Source organism: Nonomuraea sp. JJY05 (genome assembly GCF_043496855.1).
GTDB lineage: Bacteria > Actinomycetota > Actinomycetes > Streptosporangiales > Streptosporangiaceae > Nonomuraea.
In genome coordinates, this window is sequence record NZ_JBIEIS010000042.1 from 84,002 (window position 1) to 106,178 (window position 22,177).

25 protein-coding genes are annotated in these 22,177 nt (G+C 70.0%); 14 read left to right on the forward strand and 11 right to left on the reverse strand.

All coding sequences use genetic code 11. From position 1 onward, the window contains the following. The first annotated feature begins 252 nt into the window (after positions 1 to 252). Positions 253 to 456: a hypothetical protein gene (locus ACFKCF_RS46620; protein WP_394501811.1), complete on the forward strand. Its 204-nt coding sequence runs from the start codon at positions 253 to 255 to the stop codon at positions 454 to 456. A 62-nt stretch (positions 457 to 518) separates the two neighbouring features. On the opposite strand, the gene ACFKCF_RS46625 is transcribed toward ACFKCF_RS46620, so the two are convergent. After that, the gene (locus ACFKCF_RS46625; RefSeq protein ID WP_394501812.1) at positions 519 to 1,127 is read right to left on the reverse strand and encodes a helix-turn-helix domain-containing protein; all 609 of its coding nucleotides are present in this window, start codon (positions 1,125 to 1,127) and stop codon (positions 519 to 521) included. Positions 1,128 to 1,214: 87 nt separating this feature from the next. Here ACFKCF_RS46625 and ACFKCF_RS46630 point away from each other — a divergent pair, with 87 nt between their 5' ends. Continuing rightward, complete coding sequence (locus ACFKCF_RS46630) at positions 1,215 to 1,841, forward strand: SAM-dependent methyltransferase (protein ID WP_394501813.1); 627 nt, start codon at positions 1,215 to 1,217, stop codon at positions 1,839 to 1,841. Between the two features lie 43 nt (positions 1,842 to 1,884). Continuing rightward, positions 1,885 to 2,439, forward strand: a complete 555-nt coding sequence (locus ACFKCF_RS46635; protein ID WP_394501814.1) for a DinB family protein — start codon at positions 1,885 to 1,887, stop codon at positions 2,437 to 2,439. Between the two features lie 30 nt (positions 2,440 to 2,469). On the opposite strand, the gene ACFKCF_RS46640 is transcribed toward ACFKCF_RS46635, so the two are convergent. Next, positions 2,470 to 4,329 (reverse strand): alpha/beta hydrolase, encoded by a 1,860-nt coding sequence (locus ACFKCF_RS46640; RefSeq protein ID WP_394501815.1) that lies wholly within the window; start codon positions 4,327 to 4,329, stop codon positions 2,470 to 2,472. Between the two features lie 127 nt (positions 4,330 to 4,456). On the opposite strand from ACFKCF_RS46640, the gene ACFKCF_RS46645 reads away from it, so the two are divergent. Further along, a complete protein-coding gene (locus tag ACFKCF_RS46645; RefSeq protein WP_394501816.1) occupies positions 4,457 to 5,116 on the forward strand; it encodes an HNH endonuclease family protein in 660 nt (219 codons plus the stop codon). Positions 5,117 to 5,200: 84 nt separating this feature from the next. On the opposite strand, the gene ACFKCF_RS46650 is transcribed toward ACFKCF_RS46645, so the two are convergent. Next, on the reverse strand, positions 5,201 to 5,431 hold the full coding sequence (locus ACFKCF_RS46650; protein ID WP_394501817.1) for a hypothetical protein: 231 nt from the start codon (positions 5,429 to 5,431) through the stop codon (positions 5,201 to 5,203). A gap of 23 nt (positions 5,432 to 5,454) precedes the next feature. Next, positions 5,455 to 6,048, reverse strand: a complete 594-nt coding sequence (locus tag ACFKCF_RS46655; protein WP_394501818.1) for a dihydrofolate reductase family protein — start codon at positions 6,046 to 6,048, stop codon at positions 5,455 to 5,457. Positions 6,049 to 6,140: 92 nt separating this feature from the next. Here ACFKCF_RS46655 and ACFKCF_RS46660 point away from each other — a divergent pair, with 92 nt between their 5' ends. Then, the gene (locus ACFKCF_RS46660) at positions 6,141 to 6,593 is read left to right on the forward strand and encodes a winged helix-turn-helix transcriptional regulator (protein ID WP_394501819.1); all 453 of its coding nucleotides are present in this window, start codon (positions 6,141 to 6,143) and stop codon (positions 6,591 to 6,593) included. A gap of 162 nt (positions 6,594 to 6,755) precedes the next feature. Here the strand turns inward: ACFKCF_RS46660 and ACFKCF_RS46665 are convergent, their stop codons facing one another. Further along, on the reverse strand, positions 6,756 to 7,466 hold the full coding sequence (locus tag ACFKCF_RS46665; RefSeq protein WP_394501820.1) for a helix-turn-helix transcriptional regulator: 711 nt from the start codon (positions 7,464 to 7,466) through the stop codon (positions 6,756 to 6,758). 215 nt (positions 7,467 to 7,681) lie between these two features. Here ACFKCF_RS46665 and folE point away from each other — a divergent pair, with 215 nt between their 5' ends. The 3 genes from folE to ACFKCF_RS46680 all read left to right on the forward strand — a co-directional run bounded on the left by folE (position 7,682) and on the right by ACFKCF_RS46680 (position 11,392). Next, positions 7,682 to 8,233 carry a GTP cyclohydrolase I FolE gene (gene folE, locus ACFKCF_RS46670; RefSeq protein ID WP_394501843.1) on the forward strand — a complete coding sequence of 184 codons (552 nt, stop codon included), beginning with the start codon at positions 7,682 to 7,684 and terminating at the stop codon, positions 8,231 to 8,233. Between the two features lie 62 nt (positions 8,234 to 8,295). Then, positions 8,296 to 9,516 (forward strand): NAD(P)/FAD-dependent oxidoreductase, encoded by a 1,221-nt coding sequence (locus ACFKCF_RS46675; protein ID WP_394501821.1) that lies wholly within the window; start codon positions 8,296 to 8,298, stop codon positions 9,514 to 9,516. 679 nt (positions 9,517 to 10,195) lie between these two features. Next, entirely contained in the window at positions 10,196 to 11,392 is a 1,197-nt protein-coding gene (locus tag ACFKCF_RS46680) for a hypothetical protein (protein WP_394501822.1), read from the forward strand. A gap of 258 nt (positions 11,393 to 11,650) precedes the next feature. Here ACFKCF_RS46680 and ACFKCF_RS46685 read toward each other — a convergent pair whose 3' ends face one another. After that, positions 11,651 to 12,643: an aldo/keto reductase gene (locus ACFKCF_RS46685; RefSeq protein WP_394501823.1), complete on the reverse strand. Its 993-nt coding sequence runs from the start codon at positions 12,641 to 12,643 to the stop codon at positions 11,651 to 11,653. Positions 12,644 to 12,910: 267 nt separating this feature from the next. Between ACFKCF_RS46685 and ACFKCF_RS46690 the strand changes: the two genes are divergently transcribed. Continuing rightward, the gene (locus tag ACFKCF_RS46690; RefSeq protein ID WP_394501824.1) at positions 12,911 to 14,197 is read left to right on the forward strand and encodes a hypothetical protein; all 1,287 of its coding nucleotides are present in this window, start codon (positions 12,911 to 12,913) and stop codon (positions 14,195 to 14,197) included. Positions 14,198 to 14,822: 625 nt separating this feature from the next. Here the strand turns inward: ACFKCF_RS46690 and ACFKCF_RS46695 are convergent. Next, positions 14,823 to 15,446, reverse strand: coding sequence for a CGNR zinc finger domain-containing protein (locus ACFKCF_RS46695; protein WP_394501825.1), 624 nt, complete (start codon positions 15,444 to 15,446; stop codon positions 14,823 to 14,825). A 93-nt stretch (positions 15,447 to 15,539) separates the two neighbouring features. On the opposite strand from ACFKCF_RS46695, the gene ACFKCF_RS46700 reads away from it, so the two are divergent. Continuing rightward, a complete protein-coding gene (locus ACFKCF_RS46700) occupies positions 15,540 to 16,289 on the forward strand; it encodes a metallophosphoesterase (protein ID WP_394501826.1) in 750 nt (249 codons plus the stop codon). Further along, a complete protein-coding gene (locus tag ACFKCF_RS46705; protein WP_394501827.1) occupies positions 16,286 to 16,903 on the forward strand; it encodes a LysE family translocator in 618 nt (205 codons plus the stop codon). The genes ACFKCF_RS46700 and ACFKCF_RS46705 overlap by 4 nt, the downstream gene beginning before the upstream one ends. Before the next feature lie 45 nt (positions 16,904 to 16,948). On the opposite strand, the gene ACFKCF_RS46710 is transcribed toward ACFKCF_RS46705, so the two are convergent. From ACFKCF_RS46710 to ACFKCF_RS46720, 3 genes are read right to left on the reverse strand one after another with little or no spacing between them, the layout of a single operon-like run. Next, positions 16,949 to 17,575, reverse strand: a complete 627-nt coding sequence (locus tag ACFKCF_RS46710; protein ID WP_394501828.1) for a dihydrofolate reductase family protein — start codon at positions 17,573 to 17,575, stop codon at positions 16,949 to 16,951. After that, the gene (locus tag ACFKCF_RS46715; RefSeq protein WP_394501829.1) at positions 17,572 to 18,042 is read right to left on the reverse strand and encodes an SRPBCC domain-containing protein; all 471 of its coding nucleotides are present in this window, start codon (positions 18,040 to 18,042) and stop codon (positions 17,572 to 17,574) included. Before ACFKCF_RS46715 ends, ACFKCF_RS46710 begins: the two co-directional genes overlap by 4 nt. Then, entirely contained in the window at positions 18,039 to 18,377 is a 339-nt protein-coding gene (locus ACFKCF_RS46720) for an ArsR/SmtB family transcription factor (RefSeq protein WP_394501830.1), read from the reverse strand. Before ACFKCF_RS46720 ends, ACFKCF_RS46715 begins: the two co-directional genes overlap by 4 nt. 168 nt (positions 18,378 to 18,545) lie before the next feature. Here ACFKCF_RS46720 and ACFKCF_RS46725 point away from each other — a divergent pair, with 168 nt between their 5' ends. Then, positions 18,546 to 20,786: a LacI family DNA-binding transcriptional regulator gene (locus ACFKCF_RS46725; protein ID WP_394501831.1), complete on the forward strand. Its 2,241-nt coding sequence runs from the start codon at positions 18,546 to 18,548 to the stop codon at positions 20,784 to 20,786. On the opposite strand, the gene ACFKCF_RS46730 is transcribed toward ACFKCF_RS46725, so the two are convergent. Further along, positions 20,699 to 21,217, reverse strand: a complete 519-nt coding sequence (locus ACFKCF_RS46730) for a FadR/GntR family transcriptional regulator (RefSeq protein WP_394501832.1) — start codon at positions 21,215 to 21,217, stop codon at positions 20,699 to 20,701. The two genes, ACFKCF_RS46725 and ACFKCF_RS46730, sit on opposite strands and share 88 nt — an antisense overlap. Before the next feature lie 145 nt (positions 21,218 to 21,362). Here ACFKCF_RS46730 and ACFKCF_RS46735 point away from each other — a divergent pair, with 145 nt between their 5' ends. Both ACFKCF_RS46735 and ACFKCF_RS46740 read left to right on the forward strand, forming a co-directional pair. Continuing rightward, complete coding sequence (locus ACFKCF_RS46735; RefSeq protein ID WP_394501833.1) at positions 21,363 to 21,689, forward strand: hypothetical protein; 327 nt, start codon at positions 21,363 to 21,365, stop codon at positions 21,687 to 21,689. A gap of 154 nt (positions 21,690 to 21,843) precedes the next feature. Next, positions 21,844 to 22,161 carry a hypothetical protein gene (locus ACFKCF_RS46740; protein WP_394501834.1) on the forward strand — a complete coding sequence of 106 codons (318 nt, stop codon included), beginning with the start codon at positions 21,844 to 21,846 and terminating at the stop codon, positions 22,159 to 22,161. Positions 22,162 to 22,177: the final 16 nt, after the last annotated feature.

Consider the following 22,177-nt stretch of genomic DNA (forward strand, 5'->3'; position numbering starts at 1 on the left):
GGGACGGGCCAGAACGGGGCGTCAAGAGATAATCGCTGGGTAATTCGTATTATCAGGTGGTATGGCTTCCTCCGTGCATGGCAACATACAGTGACGCCGGGGGACGGTCGTTCGAAGACCTGGCCGGCCGCACGGCGTCCATCGCCTTACGCGACCAGGATCGGAGGCAGGTTGACCATCCATCAATCAGGCCGGGACTCACGTCCGCTCACCCGGCGCGGAGTCTTACGCGGCGCCGCGACTCTGGGCGCCGTGACCACCGCCGGCCTCGTCGCCCGGCCCGCCACCGACCCGCGCTCGCGCTACTACCTCTGCTACGCCCCTCACGAGAACCCCGGCGGCATCTGCGTGGCCTACAAGCGCAACGGCACCCAGGGCGGGGTCGAGTACATGTTCTACAAAGCCGGCCCCCGGCTGCAGGCTCGCATCTGCATCGCCCGCGCCGTTCCCGCCTGACCTGTCGGGCAAGCCGGGCACTCACCCTCCTGCCCGTTGACGACCTCGCTGTCAGGCCGGGCTCACCGCCGGCTCCCGCCCTGAGACGACCGATGAGGGTCGGTCCGTACGTGCGAACGCACCCCTTGCAGGCCGAACAGGATGAGAAGCTCGACCGCGCCGCCATCGGCGCTGCCCAGCCAGTGCGGCAAGGACGTGTCGAACTCGGCAGCCTCACCGGGCGGCAACGTCAGGTCGCGCTCGCCGAGCACGAGCCGCAGGCGACCGTTGAGCACGTAGAGCCACTCGAAGCCTTCGTGGGTCTGCGGGGTCGGTTCGAGTGGCTCCGGCCGGGCGGGGATGATCATCTTGAACGCGTGCACCCCGCCCGGCCGCCGGGACAGAGGCACGAAGATCATCCCGAACCGCCTGATCGGCTTGAGATGTATCCGGGGGTCGCCGGTGCGTGGGGCGCCGACGAGGTCGTCCAGCGGAACGTCGTAGGCGCGAGACAGCGGCAGCAGCAACTCCAGGGTCGCCCGGCGCTGCCCGTTCTCCAGCCGGGACAGGGTGCTCTCCGAAACGCCGGTCGTCGCCGCGAGGTCAGCGAGGGTGATGCCGCGGTCACGACGCAGCGCACGAAGCCGCGGCCCCACCGCGTCCAGCACGTCGTCGTCCGTCCTGCGATCCACGAGGCCATCTTGCCAGAACAGCAAGATTTCGTGCCAAATCATGGCACGTCCGGCAAAGCTAAGCGCATCCCGACAGATGGAGTCTTGATGAGCACCACCAATGCGGTCACCTTCTGGGACGGCGTTTACGCGGCCCGACCGGCAGCCGCCGACCCGCAGCCGAATGTTCGCCTCACCGAGACGATCACGGGCCTGCCGCCCGGCGACGCGCTGGACCTCGGATGCGGCGACGGCGGAGACGCGTTGTGGCTCGCCGGCCAGGGGTGGCAGGTCACCGCCACCGACCTCTCGGCCGTGGCGGTCGAGCGGCTTGCCGCCCTCGCCCGCTCACGCGGCCTGGGCGACCGCGTCATCACCGTGCGGCACGACCTGCACGAGTCCTTCCCGCAGGGCGTCTTCGACCTGATCTGCGCCCACTACCTGCACACCCCCTTCGACCTGGACCGAGCAACCGTCCTGCGTTCCGCCGCGCACGCGCTGCGCCCGGGCGGGCGGCTGCTGGTCGTCGACCACGGCTCGGCCGCGCCCTGGTCGTGGAACCAGGATCCCGGCGCCCGGTACCCGAGCCCGCACGAGGTCGCCGCCGGTATCGATCTGGACCCGGCCACATGGGCGGTCGAGCAGGCCGCCACACCCCGCCGGATCGCGACCGGACCGGGCGGGCGCACCGCCGAGGTCATCGACCACGTCCTGCTCATCCGCCGCACCGCCTGACACGGCGGGCCGGCGGCGCCCCCGACGAAGTGAGGAGACCCCTGTGCCCAGCACCAGCCCCAGTACGAGTTCCGGCCCCGGTCCTGGCACCAGCACCGGCCCCGGCACCACGCGCCGCAATCGCAGCGGCGACACCCCGCCGCCCCGGACCGGAAGCAACGAGACCGAGGTCCTGCGCGGGTTCCTCGACTACCTCCGGACCTCGATCGCCGCGAAGGTCGACGGTGCCCCCGAACCGCAGGTGCGAACGGCCGCAGTGCCGTCGGGCACGAACCTGCTCGGCCTGCTCAACCACCTGACCTTTGTGGAACGCTCGATCTTCCTCGGGGACGACGTCACCGACTGGCCGGCGACGTTCCAGGCCGCACCGGCGGACAGCGTGGCCGACGTCGTCGCCCGCTACCGCGAGACGGTCGGACGCGCGAACGACGTGCTCGACGGGTGCACCGATCTCGGCGCCCCTGTCCCTCGGCCGCGGCCGGGACGCCCCGCTCCCAGCATCCGCTGGGCACTCACCCACCTGATCGAGGAGACCGGCCGCCACGCGGGCCACGCGGACATCCTCCGCGAACTGATCGACGGCACGACCGGCCGCTGACCCCGCCTGCCGGCGGCCCGCCGGCACCGCTCAGCGCAGTTCGCGGGCCTCGAAGTGCCTGCCGTCGAAGGTGCCGGACAGTGCGGGCCGTTCCTGCGCGGTGAACGCCTCCCATGCCAGCTCCACCCCGTACGCCCGCCCGTCCGGGGAGCCGGCCGCCAGGACGGTGAGCGAGGCCGTGGCCCTGCCCTGCGGCGTGAGCGCGATCTGCCCGCTCACCGCCACCCTGGGGACGAAGGCGGCCTCGTCCAGCGTGATGGTCCCGTTCCCGAAGGTGACGCGCCCGCCCCGCAGCCCCGGCTGCTCCGTCAGCCGGCCGTGGAAGAGGTTGTACGGGTTGCGGCGGGCGACCGCGTCGGCGGCGGTGGCGAAGGCGGCCGCGAGCACCCGCCGCCGCCCCGCGTCCAGCCCTGCGGCGGGCACCGGCGCGACCTCGGCCAACGACAGGGAGAACGCCCCGAGCGCGCGGTAGTTCTCCGCGGTGCACCGCCCCTGCGGCACCCGGCGATCGGTCACGAACGACCGCAGCGCCGCGCGCACACACTCGCCGGCCTCGCCGCCTCCCCAGGCGAGACTGTGCGTGCCGAAGGGGACCCGTACGAGCGTCGCGTCGGGGAAGACCCGCAGCGCGGCGCCCACTTCCGCGGGCGTGTGCGTGTCGAAGTCGCCGCCGACCACCATGACCGGCACGTCGGGCAGAGCCGCGCCTGGCGGCAGCACCGGGCTGCGCCGTGGCGTCGGCCAGTTCACACAGAATTCCAGGCTCTTGCGCACGTCCAGCCCCAGGTCGGCGGGCGTGTACGGTGCCAGCGGCCGCTCGCGCAGGTGGTACCGCTCGAGCTGGTCCAGCCGCTCGGCCGGGTCCGCGTCCCGGTCGAAGGGGAAGCTTCCGTCGCCGCATCGGTAGGCCAGGTACCCGGCCCACTCCGCGCCCTCGACGGGCTGGCTCGGCGCGCCGGCCAGCACGCGGGCCAGCCTCCGCAGCGGCTCGGGATCGCCGGCGAGGTACGCGGTGGCGGCGGCGTTCACCTCCCGGCCGAACACCGGCTCGTTCACCCGCTCCACGCTCCTGAGCGCGATGAGGGGCACCTCGGGGTCAGGGTGTTCGCGCAGACGCGCCACCAGCCGCGCGTAGGTGCGGCGTGCGTCACCCGGGAGCGCGCGGCAGGCCCGCGACCGGTCGCAGACAAGGCCGAGCAGGTCAGGGCGCGACCGCATGGGCCACAGCGCGTACCCGTCCGCCGAGGTGACCATCGTGCTGTCCAGGAACGCCGCGGCCAGACCCTCAGGGTGGCGGGCGGCGTACGCCTGGGCGAAGGCGGTGCCGTACGAGTTGCCGTAGAAGGTGACCGGGCCTGCGCCGAGCGCCCGGCGTACCGCCTCCATGTCGTGCACCGCCTGGTCGGCCGTGAAGAAGCGAGCACGCGAGCCGAGGTGGGCCGAACAGGCCGCGATCGTGTCCGGCTCGGTGAGCTTCAAGCCCGGGCAGAGCAGCGGGGAGGACTCGCCCAGCCCGCGCGGATCGACGACGAGGAGGTTCTGGTGGTCGAGCACGGGGTCGAGCACCTGCTGGATGCGCGGCACGTCGGGCAGCGCGGGCAGAGGGCCGCCGGGGTTGGCCAGGATCGTGCCGGTCGCGCGTTCGGCGGCCGGGATCCAGGCGAAGGCGACCTCGATGCGCTCGGAGGAGGAGTCGCTCCAGTCCAGTGGCACCGCCAGCGTGCCGTCGCACCGGGCCACGGCGCGGGCGCACTCATGCGGCTCCTCCGGTGAGGATCGGACCTGGACGCGTTCGAGTGAAGATCGGGCCTGGACAGGTGGAGCGGCGGGCAGGAGTGTCGCGGACAGGGCGAGACTCGCGACCACGCCTGTGAGGGTGGCGGAGATCATGGCTCCACCCTCGCCCGCGGAATCCGGCGGGTCTTCCGCCTGAGGGAGGAATCCGCCTTGGGAGCAGGGTCCTACTGTCCTGAGTAGCTCCGCCCGCGACGGGGAGTTACCGGGTATGGATGGAACCATGATCTTTCTGAGACGGACGATCCTCGTGGCCGTGCTCACCTTCTTGGTCCTTCCGATCACCGCCATCCCGCGCGGGGCGGCGGCCGACACCCGCCAGCGGCCGCAGGCCGAGGCCGGTGCCGCGCTCGCCCGCCGGATGTTGTCCCAGTTGAAGGTCGCCAAGGCATTATCGATGCGCGGCTATGCCCACCGGCGCTTCCTGCCCCGATGGGCGCACCACAGGGGTAAGTGCGACACCCGGGAGACGGTGCTGGCCCGCGACGGGCGACGCGTGCGCAGGAACACGGCCTGCCACCCGGTCAAGGGCCTCTGGTACAGCCCGTACGACGGCAAGTGGCTGAAGAGCGAGAAGCATGTGGACGTCGACCACGTCGTACCGCTGTCGTACGCCTGGCGTTCGGGCGCCAGCAGATGGAGCCAGGCGCGCAGGCGCGCCTTCGCCAACGACCTCGCCCGGCCCGAACTGATCGTCGTCAGCCACTCCGCCAACATCGCCAAGGGTGGCCAGGGGCCGCAGAGCTGGCGTCCGGCACGCCGCGCCTATTGGTGCCGCTACGCGACCTCGTGGATCACCGTGAAACACCACTACCGGCTCTTCGTGACAAGACAGGAGAAGAAGGCTCTGCTCAACATGCTCCGCACCTGCCGGGGACGCTGACACGTCGTCCACGACCTGGCCCGCTGCCGGCGTCCGCCGGAACGACGCCCGGGCCGCACCGTGGGGATCCGAATGAACGACGTGTTAGCCGGCGCCCTCACGGCCGGCGGGTGGGGCGGTGCTCTCCCGGACCGTGAGGGTGGTGGCCAGTTCGAGCCCGGCCTGGTAGACGCCGATCGCCTGCCGGTCGTTGCAGGCGAAGATCGCCGAACGGCGCGAAAGTTCGGCTCCGTAGTCGTACGCGCGAGGCCCAGGAAGGCGTCCCGGTCGGCGAGGAACGAGGGACCTCGGTCCGGTGGTGCGCGCGCCGATCATGCCCAGCCCTCCGGTGGCGAGGATCAGCGGACCACCTCGTAGTGCAGGTGGGTCACGCCCGGTGCCGGGACGGCCTCCCGCAGACGGAGGTGCACATGCTTCGGAAGCTCCTGGAAGAAGCTGCGACCGCCGCCCAGCAGGACGGGCACCTGGTGGAGGATCACCTCGTCGACGAGCCCCACCTTCAGGGCCTCGGTCGTGACGCCGCCGCCCATGAGGCCGACGTCCTTGCCGTCGGCGGCCTCGCGAGCCGCCGCGATGGCGTCCTCGATGCCGGTGGTGATGAGGGTCTGCCGTTCGGTCATCTCCGGCGCCGCCCGATGGCTGAGGACGAACAGGGAGGCCGCCGGGTGCGGGCTGCCGCCTCCGAAATGGTCGGAGTCCTCATAGGTGTTGCGGCCCGCCACGACCGCGCCCGCGCGGCCGGCGAGGGCGTCGAAGACCCGGGCACTGGGCTCGCTCAGCTTGAACCCGTCGAACACCTGACTGGGCGTGTCGCCGTTGAAGTACCAGTCGAACAGCATCGTTCCCTCACCCAGCCCGCGCCCGGCGCCCGGGTCGCGGCCGGTGATGTAGCCGTCGACCGACACGGCGTGGGCGGCGATGACCTTGCTCATCTCGACGATTCCCTTCTCGAGTTCCTTCAGGAGACTTCACGACCATAACGCTCGGAGTTTCTTCAGGGAACCCCAGTTGCTAGACTGATCTCATGCAACGCACGAACTTCGGCGAGATGGCCTGCTCCATCGCACGCACCCTCGACGTCATCGGGGAGCCCTGGTCGCCCCTGATCCTGCGTGACGTGTGGGCCGGCATGACCCGCTTCGACCAGCTCCAGGCCGACCTCGGGATCTCGCGCAAGGTGCTGACCGAACGGCTCAACCACCTCGTCGACCAGGGCGTGCTCGAGCGCCGCCCCTATGACAAGCGACCGCGTTACGAGTACCACCTGACCGTCAAGGGCGCCGATCTGGTCGACCTGCTCATGGTCATGGCCGGATGGGGCGACAAGTGGCTCGCCGGCGAGGCCGGGCCTCCAGTGCTCTACCGCCACCACGCGTGCAACGAAATCAGCCATGTCGACCTGCGCTGCGCCCACTGCGGCGAGCCGATGCACGCGGGCGACGTCGACCTGCTGGCGGGCCCCGGCGCGGCCACGTGATCGCCGGAAGGTCTCGCGTCGTCGCCGCTCGACCGGCAGCTGCCGATGTGGACTGTCAGCGGTGACGAACGCCGTCGCGAGCGCTGTTCCCGGAGGCCCGCCGGCGTAGGGCCGGCTCGGCACTTCCGAGAGTGGCGGTCAGGCGGCAGGCGGGAACGGGGCTCAGCGGGGAGTCCGGCCGGTCGGGTGGAGGCGGACGCAGCAGTGTTCGGGGGCGGGTTCCAGGCGGGCGGTGACGCCTGTTGCGGCGAGACCTTCGAGGAGGCCGGTGAGGAGGCAGAGGTTCATGCCGCAGACCAGTTCGGTGTGCTGCCGGGCCAGGCTGTGGAAGGGGCAGTTGACCAGGGTGATGGTGTCGCCGGCGGCGCGGGGCTCGAATCCGAGGGTTTCCAGGGCCGGCATGACCCCGGCGCGGGGGTCGGTGGCAGAAGAGGTGGGGCGGGCCGCCCGGCCGAGCTCCCTGCCCAGTTCGCGGGCGCGCCGGTCGAGTACGACACGTGGGGGCTCGCCTGAGACCTGCGCTTCCTGAAGAGCGTCGGCGAGCAGGTGGGCGGCGGTTTCGTAGCGCCGGTCCGGCAGGGAGACCGTGATCTGCCCGGGCGCGCGCCGGTAGAGCTTGGACGGGCGGCCGGCACCGGGGCCGGTGCGGCCGGTGCGGCGCTGGTAGACGGCTTCGAGCAGCCCTTCGGTGACCAGTTTGTCCAGGTGGAACGAGACCGTGTTGCGTGGCGCCTGCACGGCGTCGGCGGCCTCGTCGCGGCTCACCGGCGCGGCCTGTCTCACCACGAACTCATACAGGCGGCGCCGGGTCGGCTCGTCCAGCGCCGCGACGGCGGAGACACGTGCCGGCCATGCCTCGTCGACCTCGCTCATTCTAAAACCCATTCCTGTTGACTAAATCGGGGAGCTCCTTCTAATGTTAACGAAAGTTGTCAATAGAAGGAGGGGTCCATGATGCGGTGCGCATCCGACGACTGCGGGCGGCCGGCATGAGCGAGTCCGTGGCGCAGCCGACCGGCGATTCGTCTTCCGCCGTGTCGTCAGAGCACCAGCAGCGACGCTTGCGGGTGGTCCGCGGACGCGGCGGTGTGGATCTGGAGGCCGCGCAACGGGCGGTGACCGACCTGCTGATCGCGCTGGGCCGGGACGCGGAGTCCGAGCACCTGGCCGACACGCCGAGGCGGGTCGCGAACGCCTATGCCGAGTTGCTGGCACCGCGCGAGTTCGACCTGACGACCTTCCCCAACGAGGAGGGGTACGACGAGCTCGTCGTGGCCCGCGACATCCCGGTGCAGTCGCTGTGCGAGCATCATCTGCTGCCGTTCCAGGGTGTGGCGCACGTGGGCTATCTGCCCGGCGACCGCATCCTGGGGTTGTCGAAGCTCGCCCGCGTCGTCGAGCTGTTCGCCCGCGATCTGCAGGTGCAGGAACGGCTGACCAAGCAGGTGGCCGACTGGTTGCAGCGGCACCTGGCGCCCAAGGGCGTCGGCGTGGTGATCGAGGCCGAACACCTGTGCATGTCGATGCGCGGCGTGCAGGCCCGCGGGTCCCGCACGGTGACCTCTGCCCTGCAGGGGCTGCTGCGCGAGGATCCGCGCTCCCGCCAGGAGTTCTTCGCGCTGGCCGGGGTCCACGCCTAGCCCCTCGTACGAACCCCTTCTTCCACCGACCCGTTGCCGAACGAGCAGACAGGAGACTGACGATGCCGCCACCAGCCACGTTCGTGATCGCCGGAGGCGGCCTGGCCGCCGCCAAGGCCGCCGAGGCCGTGCGCGCGGAAGGGTTCGACGGTGCGATCGTGCTGGTCGGCCGGGAACCGCACCTGCCCTACGAGCGGCCCCCGCTGTCGAAGGCCTATCTGCAGGGCGGCGACGAACGACAGAAGATCTTCGTGCACGACGCGGGCTGGTACCACGACCACGCCGTCGACCTGCGCACCGGCGTCGCGGTCACGGAGATCGACCGGACCGCTCATCAGGTGACGCTGTCCGACGGTGAGCGGCTCCACTACGACAAGCTGCTGCTGGCCACCGGGGCCCGCCCGCGCCGCCTGACCGTCCCCGGTCACGACCGCGACAACGTGCTGTACCTGCGTACCGTCGACGACTCCGACCGCCTGCGCGCCACGCTGTCCGCCGCCACCAGGATCGCCGTCGTCGGGGCCGGCTGGATCGGCCTGGAGACCGCCGCCGCGGCCCGCGCCGCCGGCGTCGAGGTCACCGTGGTGGAACAGGAGCGGCAGCCGCTGCTCGGCGTCCTCGGCCCCGAGCTCGGCGCCGTCTTCGCCGGCCTGCATCGTGACCATGGCGTGGACCTGCGGCTCGGCGCCCGCCTCGCCGCGGTCACCGAGGCCGGCGTACGGCTGGCCGACGGCACTCGCATCGACGCGGACGCCGTGGTGGCCGGTATCGGCGCCGTCCCCGACGCCGATCTGGCCGCCGCCGCCAGGCTGACGGTCGGCAACGGCGTCAAGACCACAGCCGACCTGCGCACCAGCGATCCCGACATCTTCGCCGCCGGCGACGTCGCCAACGCCTACCACCCCCGCCTGGGCCGGCACCTCCGGGTCGAGCACTGGGCCAACGCGCTCAACCAGCCCGCCGTGGCCGCCCGCGCCATGCTCGGCCGGCAGGCCGCCTACGACGAGCTGCCCTACTTCTACACCGACCAGTACGACCTGGGCATGGAGTACTTCGGTCACGTTCCGCCCGGCCTCGCTCACGACGTCGTCATCCGCGGCGACCTGGCCAAGCGGGAGTTCCTCGCCTTCTGGCTCCGGGACGACACGGTGATCGCGTCGATGAACGTCAACATCTGGGACCAGACCGACCAGCTCAAGGCACTCGTCCAGGCCGCCTCCCCGGTCGACCGTGCCGCACTCGCCGATCCCGCGGCCCCGCTGGACCAGCTCATCCGTTCCTGACCAACCCGGTCACAGCCGCTTTCGACTCGTTCACCGGCTCGGCATCGCCTGGCAGAACATCGGCTACAGACGATCCCCCGCATACGAGTTTCTGCCCGGGCGACAGATGGCACACCTCCCGGCTGAATGCATTCAATTCTGGGCGCCTCCGCGCCCACTCCCCCACTTTCTCCGGAGAGACTGCGGCGGCCCGCAATCGTGCTGCTGGCGGGGCCCTCACGCCCCACCTGCTCCGGGGGCATTTCTGAACCGCCGGCCGATTGCCCTGCACTGTCCATGCAACCATCTGACTGGCCGCTTGACACGATCGCCATCGATATTTAAGGTCGCGTTGCAAGGCGACGTGAAACGTTTTTATCGAGGTCAAGACACGCCTGGTGGCAAAACGCGGCCGCCATCTCCCCACCCCGTCAACGGGAGAAACCATGCGTATCAGCAAAGCGCCGACCGCCCGCATCGCGGTGACGCCGTCCGCTCGACGGCCGCGTTCGGCCGCACCACCGCCGCCGTGACGGTCAGAGTCACCGGCCAACACCCACTTCTCCGAGTACGGCGCCGCCAGGATGGCGGAACTCGTCCCGCAAGGCGTGCGCTCGTCCGCCCCCCTGCGCTGAAGGCGCCGGCCGATGCCGTCACCTGAATCGCGCCACCGCCAACCGAGCACCCCCGCGGAGATCCCATGACCACAGCCACCACCGCTGCGCCACGCCCGCTCAAGGGACAGTGCCGTCGTCTCACCCGCATCGTCGCCGCGCTCGCCATCCTGTCGGCCGGCGCCGGGGCCGGTGTCGCGCTCGGCCCTCCCCCGGCGTCCGCCGCCGCCTGCGGGGAGGGCACCTTCCAGTCGCAGGTGACAGTCAGCGGCAGCACCTGGACCGCCCGCAACAGCGCCGGCAGCAGCGTCTACACCGGCACCGACTTCCGGGCGGCGGTCCAGGCCGGCATCGGCAGTCTCACCGCCGGACGTACCTCGATCCAGCGGGTGGTCGTGCGCGGCAACGGCACGATGAGCGCCGGCAGCCGGATCTCGCTGCCGAGCTACACCTCCCTGTCGGTCTGCGGCACGATCAACGTAACCGGCTCCGGCTCCGGCGACTACGCGCCGATCTACTCCCGCGGCACCTCGAACATCGAGGTCCCCTACCTCAACGTGACCGGCACCCCGATCTACGGCATCTTCCTGCGCAACGTCACGAACGTCTGGCTCGGCCAGATCGACATGCGGCTCGGCGCGGGCCTCGGCGTCCGCATCGACAACCGCGGCGACACCAGCCAGTGGACCCGCAACGTACGGGTCGACACCGTGTACGTGCAAGGAGCCAGCTCGCACGCGATGGAGACCTACGGCGTCGACGGCCTCACCGTCGGCACCGTGACGGCACGCAACGTCGGCGAGTCCGGTCTGCTGCTCAACCAGACCATCAACGCGACGGTCGGCACCGTCGACGCCGACAACGCCGGCACCGGCACCGGGTACGCGGCCTTCCGCATGGCCAACCGCAACGGCCGGGTCGGCAGCGCCTACCCGAACAACATTCGAGTAGGCACCGTCAAGGCACGCGGCGGTGGCCGGGGCGTCTTCTGCGTCTCGGAGAGCGGCGGCGCCACCATCGACCGGGTCGACATCGCCAATACCGGCAACAACTCGGTTCTGGTGGAGAACTGCTACAACGTCGTCATCGCCGGAGTGTCGGGCACGATCAGCGGGGGCGGCGAGGTCCGCATCGCGGCCCGTACCGAATTCGCGCCGTCGTCGGGCATCAGGTTCCAGAACCTGACGGTCACCAACACCAACATCAGGTGGAGCCCCTGCACCGGCAGCAACAACACGATCAGCAACGTGACCCGGGTCAACTCGACGCTGACCTGGTGCTGACCCATCCGCGGTGATCGGCCCGGCCGCCTGCAGCGCGCGGATCGTCGCGGTGGCCACCACCGCCGCCGCGACCACGACCACGACCGTCTGGCTGGCCGGCGGCTCGACCATGGCAAACCCCCTGGCTCTACGAGGGGAACGTCACATCGACCATCGGCTCGGACGGCGAGTGCGTCGGCAGCGCCGGGTCGCGCGGGATGGCGCAGGTCGTCGCCGGTCCACAGGCCGTCGAAGCCCGCCCTCCTCGGCGATGGAGTGTCAGTGCGCGGCGTCGAGTCTCGCCCGCTGTTCCACCGTCAGCTCCAGGTCCGCCGCGGCCAGGCTCTCCTCCAGTTGCTCGACGGAGGAAGCACCGACCAGCGGGATCACCGGAATCTCGCCGCCTATCAGCCAGGCGAGCACCACCTGGTTGACGGTCGCGCCCGTCTCCTTCGCCACTTCCCGCAGCGCCGCAAGACGCCGAGGTGTGCCCGGATGGTCGAACGCTGCGTCGAGCGGCTTGTCGTCACGTACGTAGCCGCCGCCCAGCAAGGGCGAGTAGGCGACCAGCGTGAGCTCGGGCTCGGCTCGCAGGTAGCTGAGCAGGTCCCCGCCGACCACGCCGAGGTTGCCGTCCTTGGACCGCAGGGTCGGCAGATCGGTGCGCGGTCGCAGGTAGGAGTGGTGATACTGCAGGACCTCATAGCCGGGGAGCCCGGCCGCGGCCGCCAGGTTCCTGGCCCTCTCGAGCCGCCACGACCAGTGGTTGCTCGCTCCGAGAAGACCGACGGTGCCGTCCTCCACCAAACCCGCGAACGCCTCGACGGTCTCCTCCAGCGCCACGTTGGAACCCTCGAGGTAGACGTGCGCGTACAGCAGGTCCAGCTTGTCCACACCGAGCCGCTCCCTGCTCCGCTCCGAGGATTCGCGGATCACCTGGGCGGACAAACCCTCAAGGTCGTGGCTCAGGCCGGTCGCCGGAGCGTTGGGCCGCCCTCCGAGCTTGGTGGCGATGACGATCTCGTCGGTGATGTTGCGGCTGCGTCGCCAGCGGCCGAGCAGCGCTTCGCTTTCACCTCCCTGAGTGCCGTTGACCCAGTAGGCGTAGTTGTTGGCGGTGTCAATGAAGGTGCCGCCAGCCTCGACGAAGCGGTCGAGGATGGCGTACGACGTCGCCTCGTCCGTAGCGGTGCCGAACAGCATCGCCCCGAGGCTCAGCACGCTGACTTCACGGCGAGTCTTCGAATCGCTGCCAATCATGCGGTACTTCATGCGGAATCCTTTCCTGCCCATCCCTGTCGGGCGTCGGGCGGAAGGATTATTCAACCTAGAGTCGACTCGAGGTCAACCGGGCGGCCGCCTTGTTTGACGCGGTACCGGCCAGATAGGCGCCGCCGCGGCTCATCGCACGACCCGGGCGAAAGGCATTCGAGGGCACTCGACACCCACTCAACACATACTCAACACGCTCCGCCTTACCTTCTCGTTCAGAAGCAGAAAGGTCAGGGCCCAATACATTCCGTTGAACGGAGGAACAGGGTGAACCGCCCCAAACGCGCACTCCTGGCAGTGGTGGCCGCCGGCCTGCTCACCTCCTGCGGAGGAGGCTCGGGAAGCGATGATCCGGGAGCGCCGCACGGGCCCCGCACCGGCACGGCAACGCCGTCGCCGTCCACTTCTCCTGAGCGGGTCACGCCGAAAACACAACTGTCGGTGCCCAGCGTCTACGACACCACCCGCGGCTGGGAGTCAGACCTGCCGGGGACCCAGATCCCCCTGCCGCATTCCGGGGCGGTCGCCGTCTTCCGGGAAGGCGGCAGGAACGACGGCACCTTCACTGTCTTGGACGTGACCAGCGGCAAGACCTTGTGGAAAAGCGAGGTGAAAGGCTTCGGCCTCGTGTCGGCGTTCTCGGTCACCGTACAGGGAAAGGACTATCTGGTCGCCTCCGCGTCCGGCGCCAAGGGCGCCGACATCGTCAGCAAGGGCCGGGAGGTCACCACGATCGACATCTTTCCCGCCCGTGCCGCCGGTGACAACGTCACGCCCGCACACCATCTCGAACTGGACGGCGAGGGCGGGGTCAGCAACGGCGGCGGCGGACTGCTGGCTCATTTCGACGAAGACGTGGTGATGACCGTGGATCCGGTCACCGGCGCGACGAAGACGTACGACCTGCGCAAGATGAAACCCCCAGCCAGCGAGTGCACGCTGTGTCTCGGCTCGACCAAGGCCGTAGCGGTCACGCCGCGCGGGCCGCTGCTGGCCACCAACACCCAGCCCCGCCGCCACTACTGGGTGCCGGGAGCCTGGTCAGGCGGAACTCTCACCACCGACCGCGAGAACAAGATCTTCATCGCCCCCGTCAAGGACTCCCTCGTCGCGCAGTGGCGCGACGAGGGCGCGCCCAACGACACGTGGGCCGTCCTGGACCCCGCCACGGGAAAGATCCGCGCCAAGGTCGACTGCGCGCCGGATCAGCGCGTGACGGCCGACGACTCCAAGGGAGCCTCCCTCTCCGCCGGCGGACGCTATCTCGTCCGCAGCCACACGGCCTTCGACCTGGACAAAGGCACCGGCCACTGCTTCGAGGAGACCGACCAGGACAAGCCTGTCCATCTCACCGGTGTGACCGATGACGGCGTCGCCTTCGGCATCGGCGCCTCGACTGCCGACCAGGCCGACCCGCGGGTCACCATCGACCTCGCCACGGGCCAGGTTCAGCCCGGCGACTACATCGTGGCTCCCTTCGCCGACTATTCCGGATACGGTCTGTTCTGGGACGACGCCACGAACACCATGGTCGCCTATCCACACGCCAAGTGACCTCACGCGTAGGAGCGCCGCAGGGGACACGCGTCTTGTCCCACAAGTGATCCGGGGGGGTGAGGTTCTCAAGGGTCCGGGTGAGGGGTGTCGCGCCTCCTCCTCTACCGCGATCACTCGCAAGGCGACGTAGATCACAGCTCATAACGTGAACTCGCGTCGGCCGTCCGGACGAAAGCCGGCGAATCGATGCGTAGGGACGGGAGGAGCATATGATCGCCAACGAAGCCGGCAGGGCCGATGACGCCGAGCTGATACGGCGCTCGGAGCGCGATCCGGAGGCCTTCGCCGACCCGTTCGAGAGGCACGCACCCGCTGGCCAAGGTCACGGGTGACCGCCACTGGATCGAGGGAGCCCGCGAGGAGGGGGTTCCCAAGACCGTGTGCAGCACGGCCCTACTGGCATCGGTGATCGTCGACCGCCCCGGCGAGCGGGGCTGAGCGCCCATCGCAGATCATGTCGAGGAACGATCGATTCTTCGGACACGACCATCGCCACGTCGCTCTCTCGAAGTTCCCGGGTCGCTGACGATCCGGCGGTCAGGCCGACGTCGGTGAAATAGACCCCTCCAGGAGGGGGTCGACGGCCGTGTCGCATCACTCAGGAACGGCCGATCGATTCGATTCACGGGGAAGAGGCGGGCAGGTCTCGGGCGGCCGTGGCGTTGTGACGCTGGTAGTGGCGTGCCGCCCGGGCGCGGTTGCCGCATGACGGCTTGCACCACTCCTGCCGCCCGTGGCTCTTGACGAAGTAGCGTACGCAGCGCGGCGCGTTGCAGGCCCGCAACTGCTCACGCTGCGGACCGCTCAGGAAGTCGATGGCAGCCCGCGCCAGGCCGGCGATCAGCCGGACGTCGGCGTCGCGCTCGGCCGACAGCACTCCCGCACGAGGTGTCCCGCCCTCGGGCCAGTCGAGTCGCGGGACGATCGCCTCACGGGCAGCCGCCGCGTTGAGGTGCGCCAGCGCCTGCTCGGCGGGCATCAGCCGATGGGCGTCGGCCCGGCTGGGCGGCGCCGGGCTGACCGCCTGCGCGAACAGCGCCCGCACGGCCCGGCGCAACTCGACGATCTCGCTCCTGAGCTCCTCGCCCATCGTGAGCCCTGCCAGGTCGACGTGGCCGGCCAGCAGTTCGGCCTGCTGGTGGACCCAGCGGGTCGCGCTCTGCAAGCTCGCCAGGTCGTCGGCGACCCCGCCGTTGCCGTCGTGACGGATCGTGCTCGCCAGTTCCAGGGCCGGCCAGCGCTCCACTCGAACCTCCCGGTTGCCTACGTCCTGTTCATACCTTATGGTCCTAACGCTAAATCTCATTTAACCATTAGAGAACTGGCGGGAGATCGCACGATGACGTTGCTGCTGGCCCAGATCAGCGACCTGCACCTCGACGGCACCGACAGGGCGACCCGGCGCGCCAGCCTGGTCATGGACCACCTGAGGGCCCTGCCCCGCCCGGTCGACGCCCTGCTGGTCACCGGTGACATCGCCGATCACGGCGAGGAGGCCGAGTACGAGCAGGCCGCCGAGATCCTGGCCGCCCCCTTCCCGGTGCTCGCCTGCCCCGGCAATCACGACGTCCGCCCCGCCTACCGCAAGGCACTGCTGCGCCGGCCGGCCGGCCCCGGCCCCGTCAACCAGGTGCACCACATCGCCGGCACCGCCATCCTGATGTGCGACTCCACCATCCCCGGCCATGACGAGGGCCGCCTGGATCCCGAGACTCTCGCGTGGATGCGCACCACCCTCGACGGGCTCGCCCCGGACACGCCCGCGCTGATCGCCTTCCACCAACCGCCCGTCGTACTCCACCACCCGTTGCCCGACTCCGGGCGGCTACAGGAGCCCGACGACCTGGCCGCGCTGCTCCGCGCCCACCCCCAGGTCGTCGCCGTGCTCACCGGCCACGCTCACACCGCGGCCGCCTCCACCTTCGCCGGCCGTCCCCTGATCGTCGCACCGGCTGTCACCTGGACCCTGCGCCTGCCGTGGGAGGGCGACCAGCCCGCCGACCGCGAGCAACCGCCCGGCCTCGCCTTCCACATCCTGGACGACGACCTGCGCCTCACCACTCACTACCGCGTCGTGCTCCCGGCATGATCCACCCGTACGCGGTCGCCGCGTTCCTGCTGGCGGTCCTGCCCCTCATCGCCACGCCGGGCGCCAGCCTGACCCTGCTGATCCAGCACGTCACGACCGGCGGCCGCCGCCAGGCTCTCCCCGTCGTCCTCGGTACGGTCAGCGGCCTGTACGCGCACGCGACCCTGGCCATCGCCGGCCTGTCGGCGCTCGTCATGCATTCCAGCCAGGCCTTCGCCGTCGTCAAACTCCTCGGCGCGGCCTACCTCGTCGGCCTGGGGCTGTGGACCTGGCGCCGCACCGCCCAGCCTCCACCTGCCACGCTCGCGCCTCAGCCGAAACGGACCGGCTCCGTCTACACCCAAGCCCTGCTCGCGAACGTGCTCAACCCGAAGGCCGCCTCCATCTACCTGACCCTGGTCCCGCAGTTCATCCAGTCCGGCCGTCCCATCGGCGGGCAGATCCTCACCCTGGCCACCGCCCACGCCCTGCTGATGGCGGTGTGGCTGCTGACCTGGACGACCCTCATCCACCAAGGGGCGCACCTCGTGCGCAAGGCCCGCTTCAGGCGCGCGGTCGGCAAGGTGTCGGCAGTGGTGCTCGTCATCCTCGGCGTCCGGGCCGCCGCGACGTAGGCGGCGTCAGGGTGACGGCCTTCCTGTTGTCCCTCGTGACCCCGGCTATGTGAAGGCGGTGACGCCCTCGTATGCGCCCTGGCGTGCTTGGCCGGTCACCTCGTACTCCAGGAGCAGCAGGCCGTTCGGCGTGGCCTCGTGGTGGAGCAGGCGGAGGCCGGACGGGGTGCCCATGCCGGTCAGCAGCCGTCGGCCGGTCCGCAGGACGGCGGGGGCGACCACGAGGCGGAGCGTGTCGATCAGGCCCGCCGACAGCAGCGAGTCGCCGAGGCGGGCGCTGCCGTGGATCTGGAGTTCCCGGCCTTGCCGTGCCTTGAGTTCGGTGACCGCGTGGACCGGGTCGCCCTTGAGGACGATCGTGGGGTTCCAGGTGCCTTCGGTGAGGGTGTTCGTCACGACGTACTTCGGCAGGGTGTTCATCCGCTCCGTGAACGGGTCGGCCGGGTCGGTGATCTTCGGCCAGTCCCGTGCGAACGCCTCGTAGGTTCGCCTTCCGAGCAGCAGGCCGTCGGCGAGGTCGAGCCAGTCGGAGGCGCGCCGGACGAACGTCCCGTCCAGGTGGGGAACGAGCCAGCCGCCACGCGTGAATCCGTCGCTGGTGTCCTCTTCCGGCGAGCCGGGCCCCTGGCTGACCCCGTCGAGGGTGAGGAACTCGGTGAGAGTGATCTTCATGGCGTGCCCTCGGCGAGTGCGGCCAGCTGGGCGGTGGCCGTCCCCCAGCCCTCGGCGAAGCCGAGCTTGTCGTGATGGGCGCGGGCCTCGGGGTCGCCGTGCTGGACGACGATCCGGTAGTCCGTGCCGTCCGGATGGTCGTCCAGCGTGACCGTGGCGGTCATCGCGACCGGGACGGGGCTCGCGGGACGCCACGCGCTGTCGATCGCGTTGGTGAACACGATCCGCTCGAGCTCGTCCACGGCGAGAAAGCACGCGTCCAGGTGGGGGACGAACTCGGCCCCGCCGTCGCTCAGCCGGGTCACGAACGCCCCGCCGGGCCGCAGGTCCAGGCGGTCCACCCGGCAGCGGGACGGAGCCGGAACCCACCACCGCTCAAGCCGGGACGGGTCCGTCCAGGCACTCCACACGATCGCGCGCGGGGCGCGGATGATCCGTTCCAGAGCGAGGTCGAGATCGGGATTCACTGCCTGTTCTCCTCCGGGTCGGTGACGAACCGTTCGAGGCGGTCGGTGCGTTCCTCCCAGATCCGGCGCTGCTCGGCGAGCCAGTTGTCGACCAGGGCGAGCCGCTCGCGGTTGAGCACACAGGTGCGCACCCGGCCGGACTTGACCGTGCGGATGAGCCCGTTCGATTCGAGCGTCCGTACGTGCTTCATGAACGAGGGGAGGGTCATCGGGAACTCGCGGGCGAGATCGCCGACGCTCGCGGGCCCGTGGCCGAGGCGCCGGACGACGGCGCGCCGGGTCGGGTCGGCGAGGGCGACGAAGACCCCGTCGAGCTGCACCGAATACTGTGCCATGCGGCTAAGTGTGGCGGTTCCGCAATAGTTAGCGCAAGGGCTAAGTATCGAGGCTGCGCGGATGAGCACGTTGCGGCCGTGAAGGCCGGCCGCGCCGGTACGTCGATCTTGGAGGCCGTCCGGCGGAGCAGTTACGCTTTGACCATGAGCCGTCGGGGTAATCGATCCTTGCCGACCAGCAAGGACGTCGCGGCGCTCGCGGGGGTATCACAGAGCACGGTCTCCTACGTGATGAGCGGCAAACGCTCCATCTCACCGGAGACGCGCAAACGGGTCGAGGACGCGATCGCCCGCCTGACGTACGAGCCCAACGCGGGGGCCCGGGCGCTCCGTGAGCGCCGCTCCAATGTCATCGCCCTCGTGTTGGGGTTGAACGTGACGCGCAGGTTCGAGTTCGGTGAGGGGAGCGTCCTCCTGAGGCAGGACGGCGCGCCGGTGTCGTTCGAGCACCCCGCCGACCCTGGCCGGGTCTATCTCCTGGACGAGGCGCTGGACGCCTGGCACGGCCCCCACCACTCCTGGGGAGCCGGTTTCGTGATCACTCCTGAGGGATCCGGCCGCTGGGCCTCCCCGGTCGACCTCGACTGGCGCGTCGACGGTGTGACAACCCGGCACCGGCCGCTTCCCGGGCTCGGGCTGGAAGTCATCCGGCGGGCGGCCGACGGGCATCTCACCGAGACCTACACGTGGACCAACACCGGCGACCACGAGATCGCCATCACGGGGCTGGCCGTCAACACGCCGATCCGCGACCTCTACGACGGGGCGGCGACCTCGCTGGCGCGCAGCTGCCATGCGCACGTGTTCACCGGAGGCGCGTGGTCATGGCTGCTCGCCGAGCCGATGTCGGGGACCGCGCCGCTGCTCGGCGTGATCGTACGAGAAGGCAGCCTGTGGGCGTACTCGGTGGAGTCCCGCAACAGGCACACGTCCTCGGACGCCCGGGGGCACCTCCTGGTGCATCCCACCGACCATGCGCGGAACCCGGAGGCGTTCGGCGGACAGCCGGTCCTGACGCTGGCGCCCGCCGAGAGATACACGCTGACCTGGGAGATCGCCTGGTACGACAGCCGCGAAACCTTCCTCGACGGCACGGACGCGCCGGCGATGTTGCCGGCGTTGACCGCACCGGCCGGCGACGCCCTACGGGTGGAGCTCGCCGACGGGGTGCGGCTCGTCCCCGGGGACGGCGTCACCGGCGACGGGGTCGTCGCTTCTCGTCACGGCGTCAGGTACATCGATCTCGAGCGTGACGGGCGGCGGAGCCGGGCCGGGGTCGCCTTCCTGGCGCCGACGCGTGACCTGGTCGAGGCTCGGATCAAGCGCATCCTGCGCGACCACCGTCCGGAGGAGCGACCTGAGCCGGATCGGCACGCGTTCGTACCCATTGACACCCGCAGCGGGCTGCGGCAGACCGAGAACGCCTGGCCGGACTGGGGCCATGGGGGCGAGCGGGTCGGCATGGCCGTGCTGCTCCAGCAGGCCCGGCTCCGAGGCTGGGGCGACCAGCCGGCGATCGACGATGCCCTGCGCGGGTTCGCCAGCTTCGCCCGCCGGCGTCTCGTGCGGCCGGACGGCTCGGTGGGACGGACCGCCAGAGTGGGCACCGAGCCGCTCCGGCTCTACAACACCCCGTGGCTGGCGCACTTCTTCCAGACCCAGTTCGACCTCTACGGCGACGCGGCGGATCTGGATTTCGCGGCGTCGTTGCTGGAGGCCGGCTACGCGCTGGGGGCGTCCGATCACCTCTCGATCGGGCACGCGGAGGCGATCGCCGCGGTGGCGGCGGCCCTCTCGGAGGAGGGCGACCTGGAACGGGCGGCCTCGCTGCGCAAGGCGTTGATCGGGCACGCTCGCCGGTTCGCCGACCTTGGAACCGACCTGCCGGCCCACGAGGTCACCTACGAGCAGTCAATGGTCGCGCCGCTCGTCAGCCTGCTCGCGATCGCGTACACGTTCCAGCCCGACGACTCCTTCCTCGCGGCCCTGCGGACGGCTGTTCGGTGGCTGCGCGCCTTCGGCGGCCCGCAGCCGCACGTACGGCTGCGGGACATCGGCATCCGCCACTGGGACGGCTACTGGTTCGGCGTCGACCGGCAATGGGGCGACACCTTCCCGCACTACTGGAGCGTCCTCACCGCCGTCGCGCTGCGGCAGTTGCCTGACGAACTGGCGAACGAAGAGACCCGTCGCACGGCGGACGCAATCTTCGCCGCGAACCTCGTCGACTTCACCACCGACGGCAATGCCACGTGCGCGTTCATCATGCCCAGTTGCGTCGACGGCCGACCGGCCCACCGAGCCGACCCGCTGGCCAACGATCAGGACTGGGCGCTGGCCCTGCTCCTGAGATCCGACAGCAGCTCACCACGAACCACCTCCCGGACCAAGGACGGCCACGACGTGTGATCATGTTCGCCTTCGTGGCCGTCAGGCGGGGTGACGGTTCTGGTTGGCGGGGCGCCACTCGGGCTGCCACTCCTGGATGTGCGCCCGTAGCCAGATTTCGGGCGGCGTACTTCGGTGAGCTCCAGCATGGTCTCGCCCCGGAGCAGCTCGACCGCCTCGGCGATGCCTTCCTGGAGGAGGAGGCGCGGCTCCAGGCTGGTGACGTAGGTGCCGCTGCCACGCCGTACTTCGAGGACGCGCGCGGCCACGAGCGCCTGTACGGCCTCACGCATCAGATTGCGTCCCACGCCCAGTTCGGCCGCGAGTTGCTGCTCTGGGGGCAGCTTCGAACCGGGCGCCAGCTCGCAGGACTGGATGAGCTCCCGGATCCGGGCGATGGCCTTGTCGGTCAGCGACATGCCCGGAGAGTAGCAGTAATCCCATGTCTCCACCGAAGACATCCCATGCCTTGGGGTCCCAATTCGCATGAACCGGTCGTTTCAGCTACATCTCTAGACCAGATGCGGAAGGTGAGCTATAAAGACATCCCATATCTACGAGATGCCTTCCACATGTCAGACGCGGAAGAGGGCCCGCATGACCCATGCGCGAGAGGTCATCACAGCAATCGAGGCGGTCGACGTCCGCTTCCCCACCTCGCAGGAGCTCGACGGTTCGGATGCGATGAACCCTGAGCCGGACTATTCGGCCGCCTACGTCACCACCCGCACCAGCGAGGGGCGGGAGGGGTACGGCCTGGCGTTCACGGTCGGGCGCGGCAACGACGTACAGGTCGCCGCGGTGCGGGCGTTGGCACCCCTGGTGACCGGCCTGCCACTCGACCAGATCCGCTCGGACATGGGCGGGTTCTCCCGGCTGCACCCCGGATCGGTGGAGACCTACCGCCACGTGGAAGCGCCATGAGTTCCCTGAAGCAGGAGGCGGTCCGCAGCTTCCGCCGTCGCTGGCAGCTCTACCCGCTCATCCTGATCCCGCTCAGCGGCAGCACCTCCGACACGCCGCTGTCGTACTTCATGAACGCCTTCCTGTACGACAGAGTTCGGCGAGGAACGCGCAGGTGCAGTCGACCGACGTCTACTCCCCCGACGGTTACGAGCGCAGGCTGTTCGACGCCACCAAGCTGTATGAGGGCAAGGAGCCGAAGGACCAGATCTATCCCTACTGGAACGTCTGGATCTCGCCGGACGTCGCCGGCGAGGTGGCCACCCTGCAGACCAACATCGAAACCTCCGCCACCCAGTCCAGCCTGCAGTTCGTCACCGGACAGAAGAACATCGACGACGACGCCGCCTGGAACGCCTACCTCAAGGGCCTGAACGATCTGGGCCTCCCCCGCTATCTCGAACTTCAGCAGCAGGCCTACCAGGGCCAATAGGCACAGAGGGAATCCC

Coding starts and splice junctions, on each gene's coding strand:
- ACFKCF_RS46700 (WP_394501826.1), top strand. CDS start 15,540: ATGACGTTGCTGCTGGCCCAGATCAGCGACCTGCACCTCGACGGCACC.
- ACFKCF_RS46645 (WP_394501816.1), top strand. CDS start 4,457: ATGATCTTTCTGAGACGGACGATCCTCGTGGCCGTGCTCACCTTCTTG.
- ACFKCF_RS46650 (WP_394501817.1), bottom strand. CDS start 5,431: ATGATCGGCGCGCGCACCACCGGACCGAGGTCCCTCGTTCCTCGCCGA.
- ACFKCF_RS46640 (WP_394501815.1), bottom strand. CDS start 4,329: ATGATCTCCGCCACCCTCACAGGCGTGGTCGCGAGTCTCGCCCTGTCC.
- ACFKCF_RS46675 (WP_394501821.1), top strand. CDS start 8,296: ATGCCGCCACCAGCCACGTTCGTGATCGCCGGAGGCGGCCTGGCCGCC.
- ACFKCF_RS46655 (WP_394501818.1), bottom strand. CDS start 6,048: ATGAGCAAGGTCATCGCCGCCCACGCCGTGTCGGTCGACGGCTACATC.
- ACFKCF_RS46705 (WP_394501827.1), top strand. CDS start 16,286: ATGATCCACCCGTACGCGGTCGCCGCGTTCCTGCTGGCGGTCCTGCCC.
- ACFKCF_RS46680 (WP_394501822.1), top strand. CDS start 10,196: ATGACCACAGCCACCACCGCTGCGCCACGCCCGCTCAAGGGACAGTGC.
- ACFKCF_RS46665 (WP_394501820.1), bottom strand. CDS start 7,466: ATGAGCGAGGTCGACGAGGCATGGCCGGCACGTGTCTCCGCCGTCGCG.
- ACFKCF_RS46685 (WP_394501823.1), bottom strand. CDS start 12,643: ATGAAGTACCGCATGATTGGCAGCGATTCGAAGACTCGCCGTGAAGTC.
- ACFKCF_RS46630 (WP_394501813.1), top strand. CDS start 1,215: ATGAGCACCACCAATGCGGTCACCTTCTGGGACGGCGTTTACGCGGCC.
- ACFKCF_RS46735 (WP_394501833.1), top strand. CDS start 21,363: ATGACCCATGCGCGAGAGGTCATCACAGCAATCGAGGCGGTCGACGTC.
- ACFKCF_RS46710 (WP_394501828.1), bottom strand. CDS start 17,575: ATGAAGATCACTCTCACCGAGTTCCTCACCCTCGACGGGGTCAGCCAG.
- ACFKCF_RS46660 (WP_394501819.1), top strand. CDS start 6,141: ATGCAACGCACGAACTTCGGCGAGATGGCCTGCTCCATCGCACGCACC.
- ACFKCF_RS46720 (WP_394501830.1), bottom strand. CDS start 18,377: ATGGCACAGTATTCGGTGCAGCTCGACGGGGTCTTCGTCGCCCTCGCC.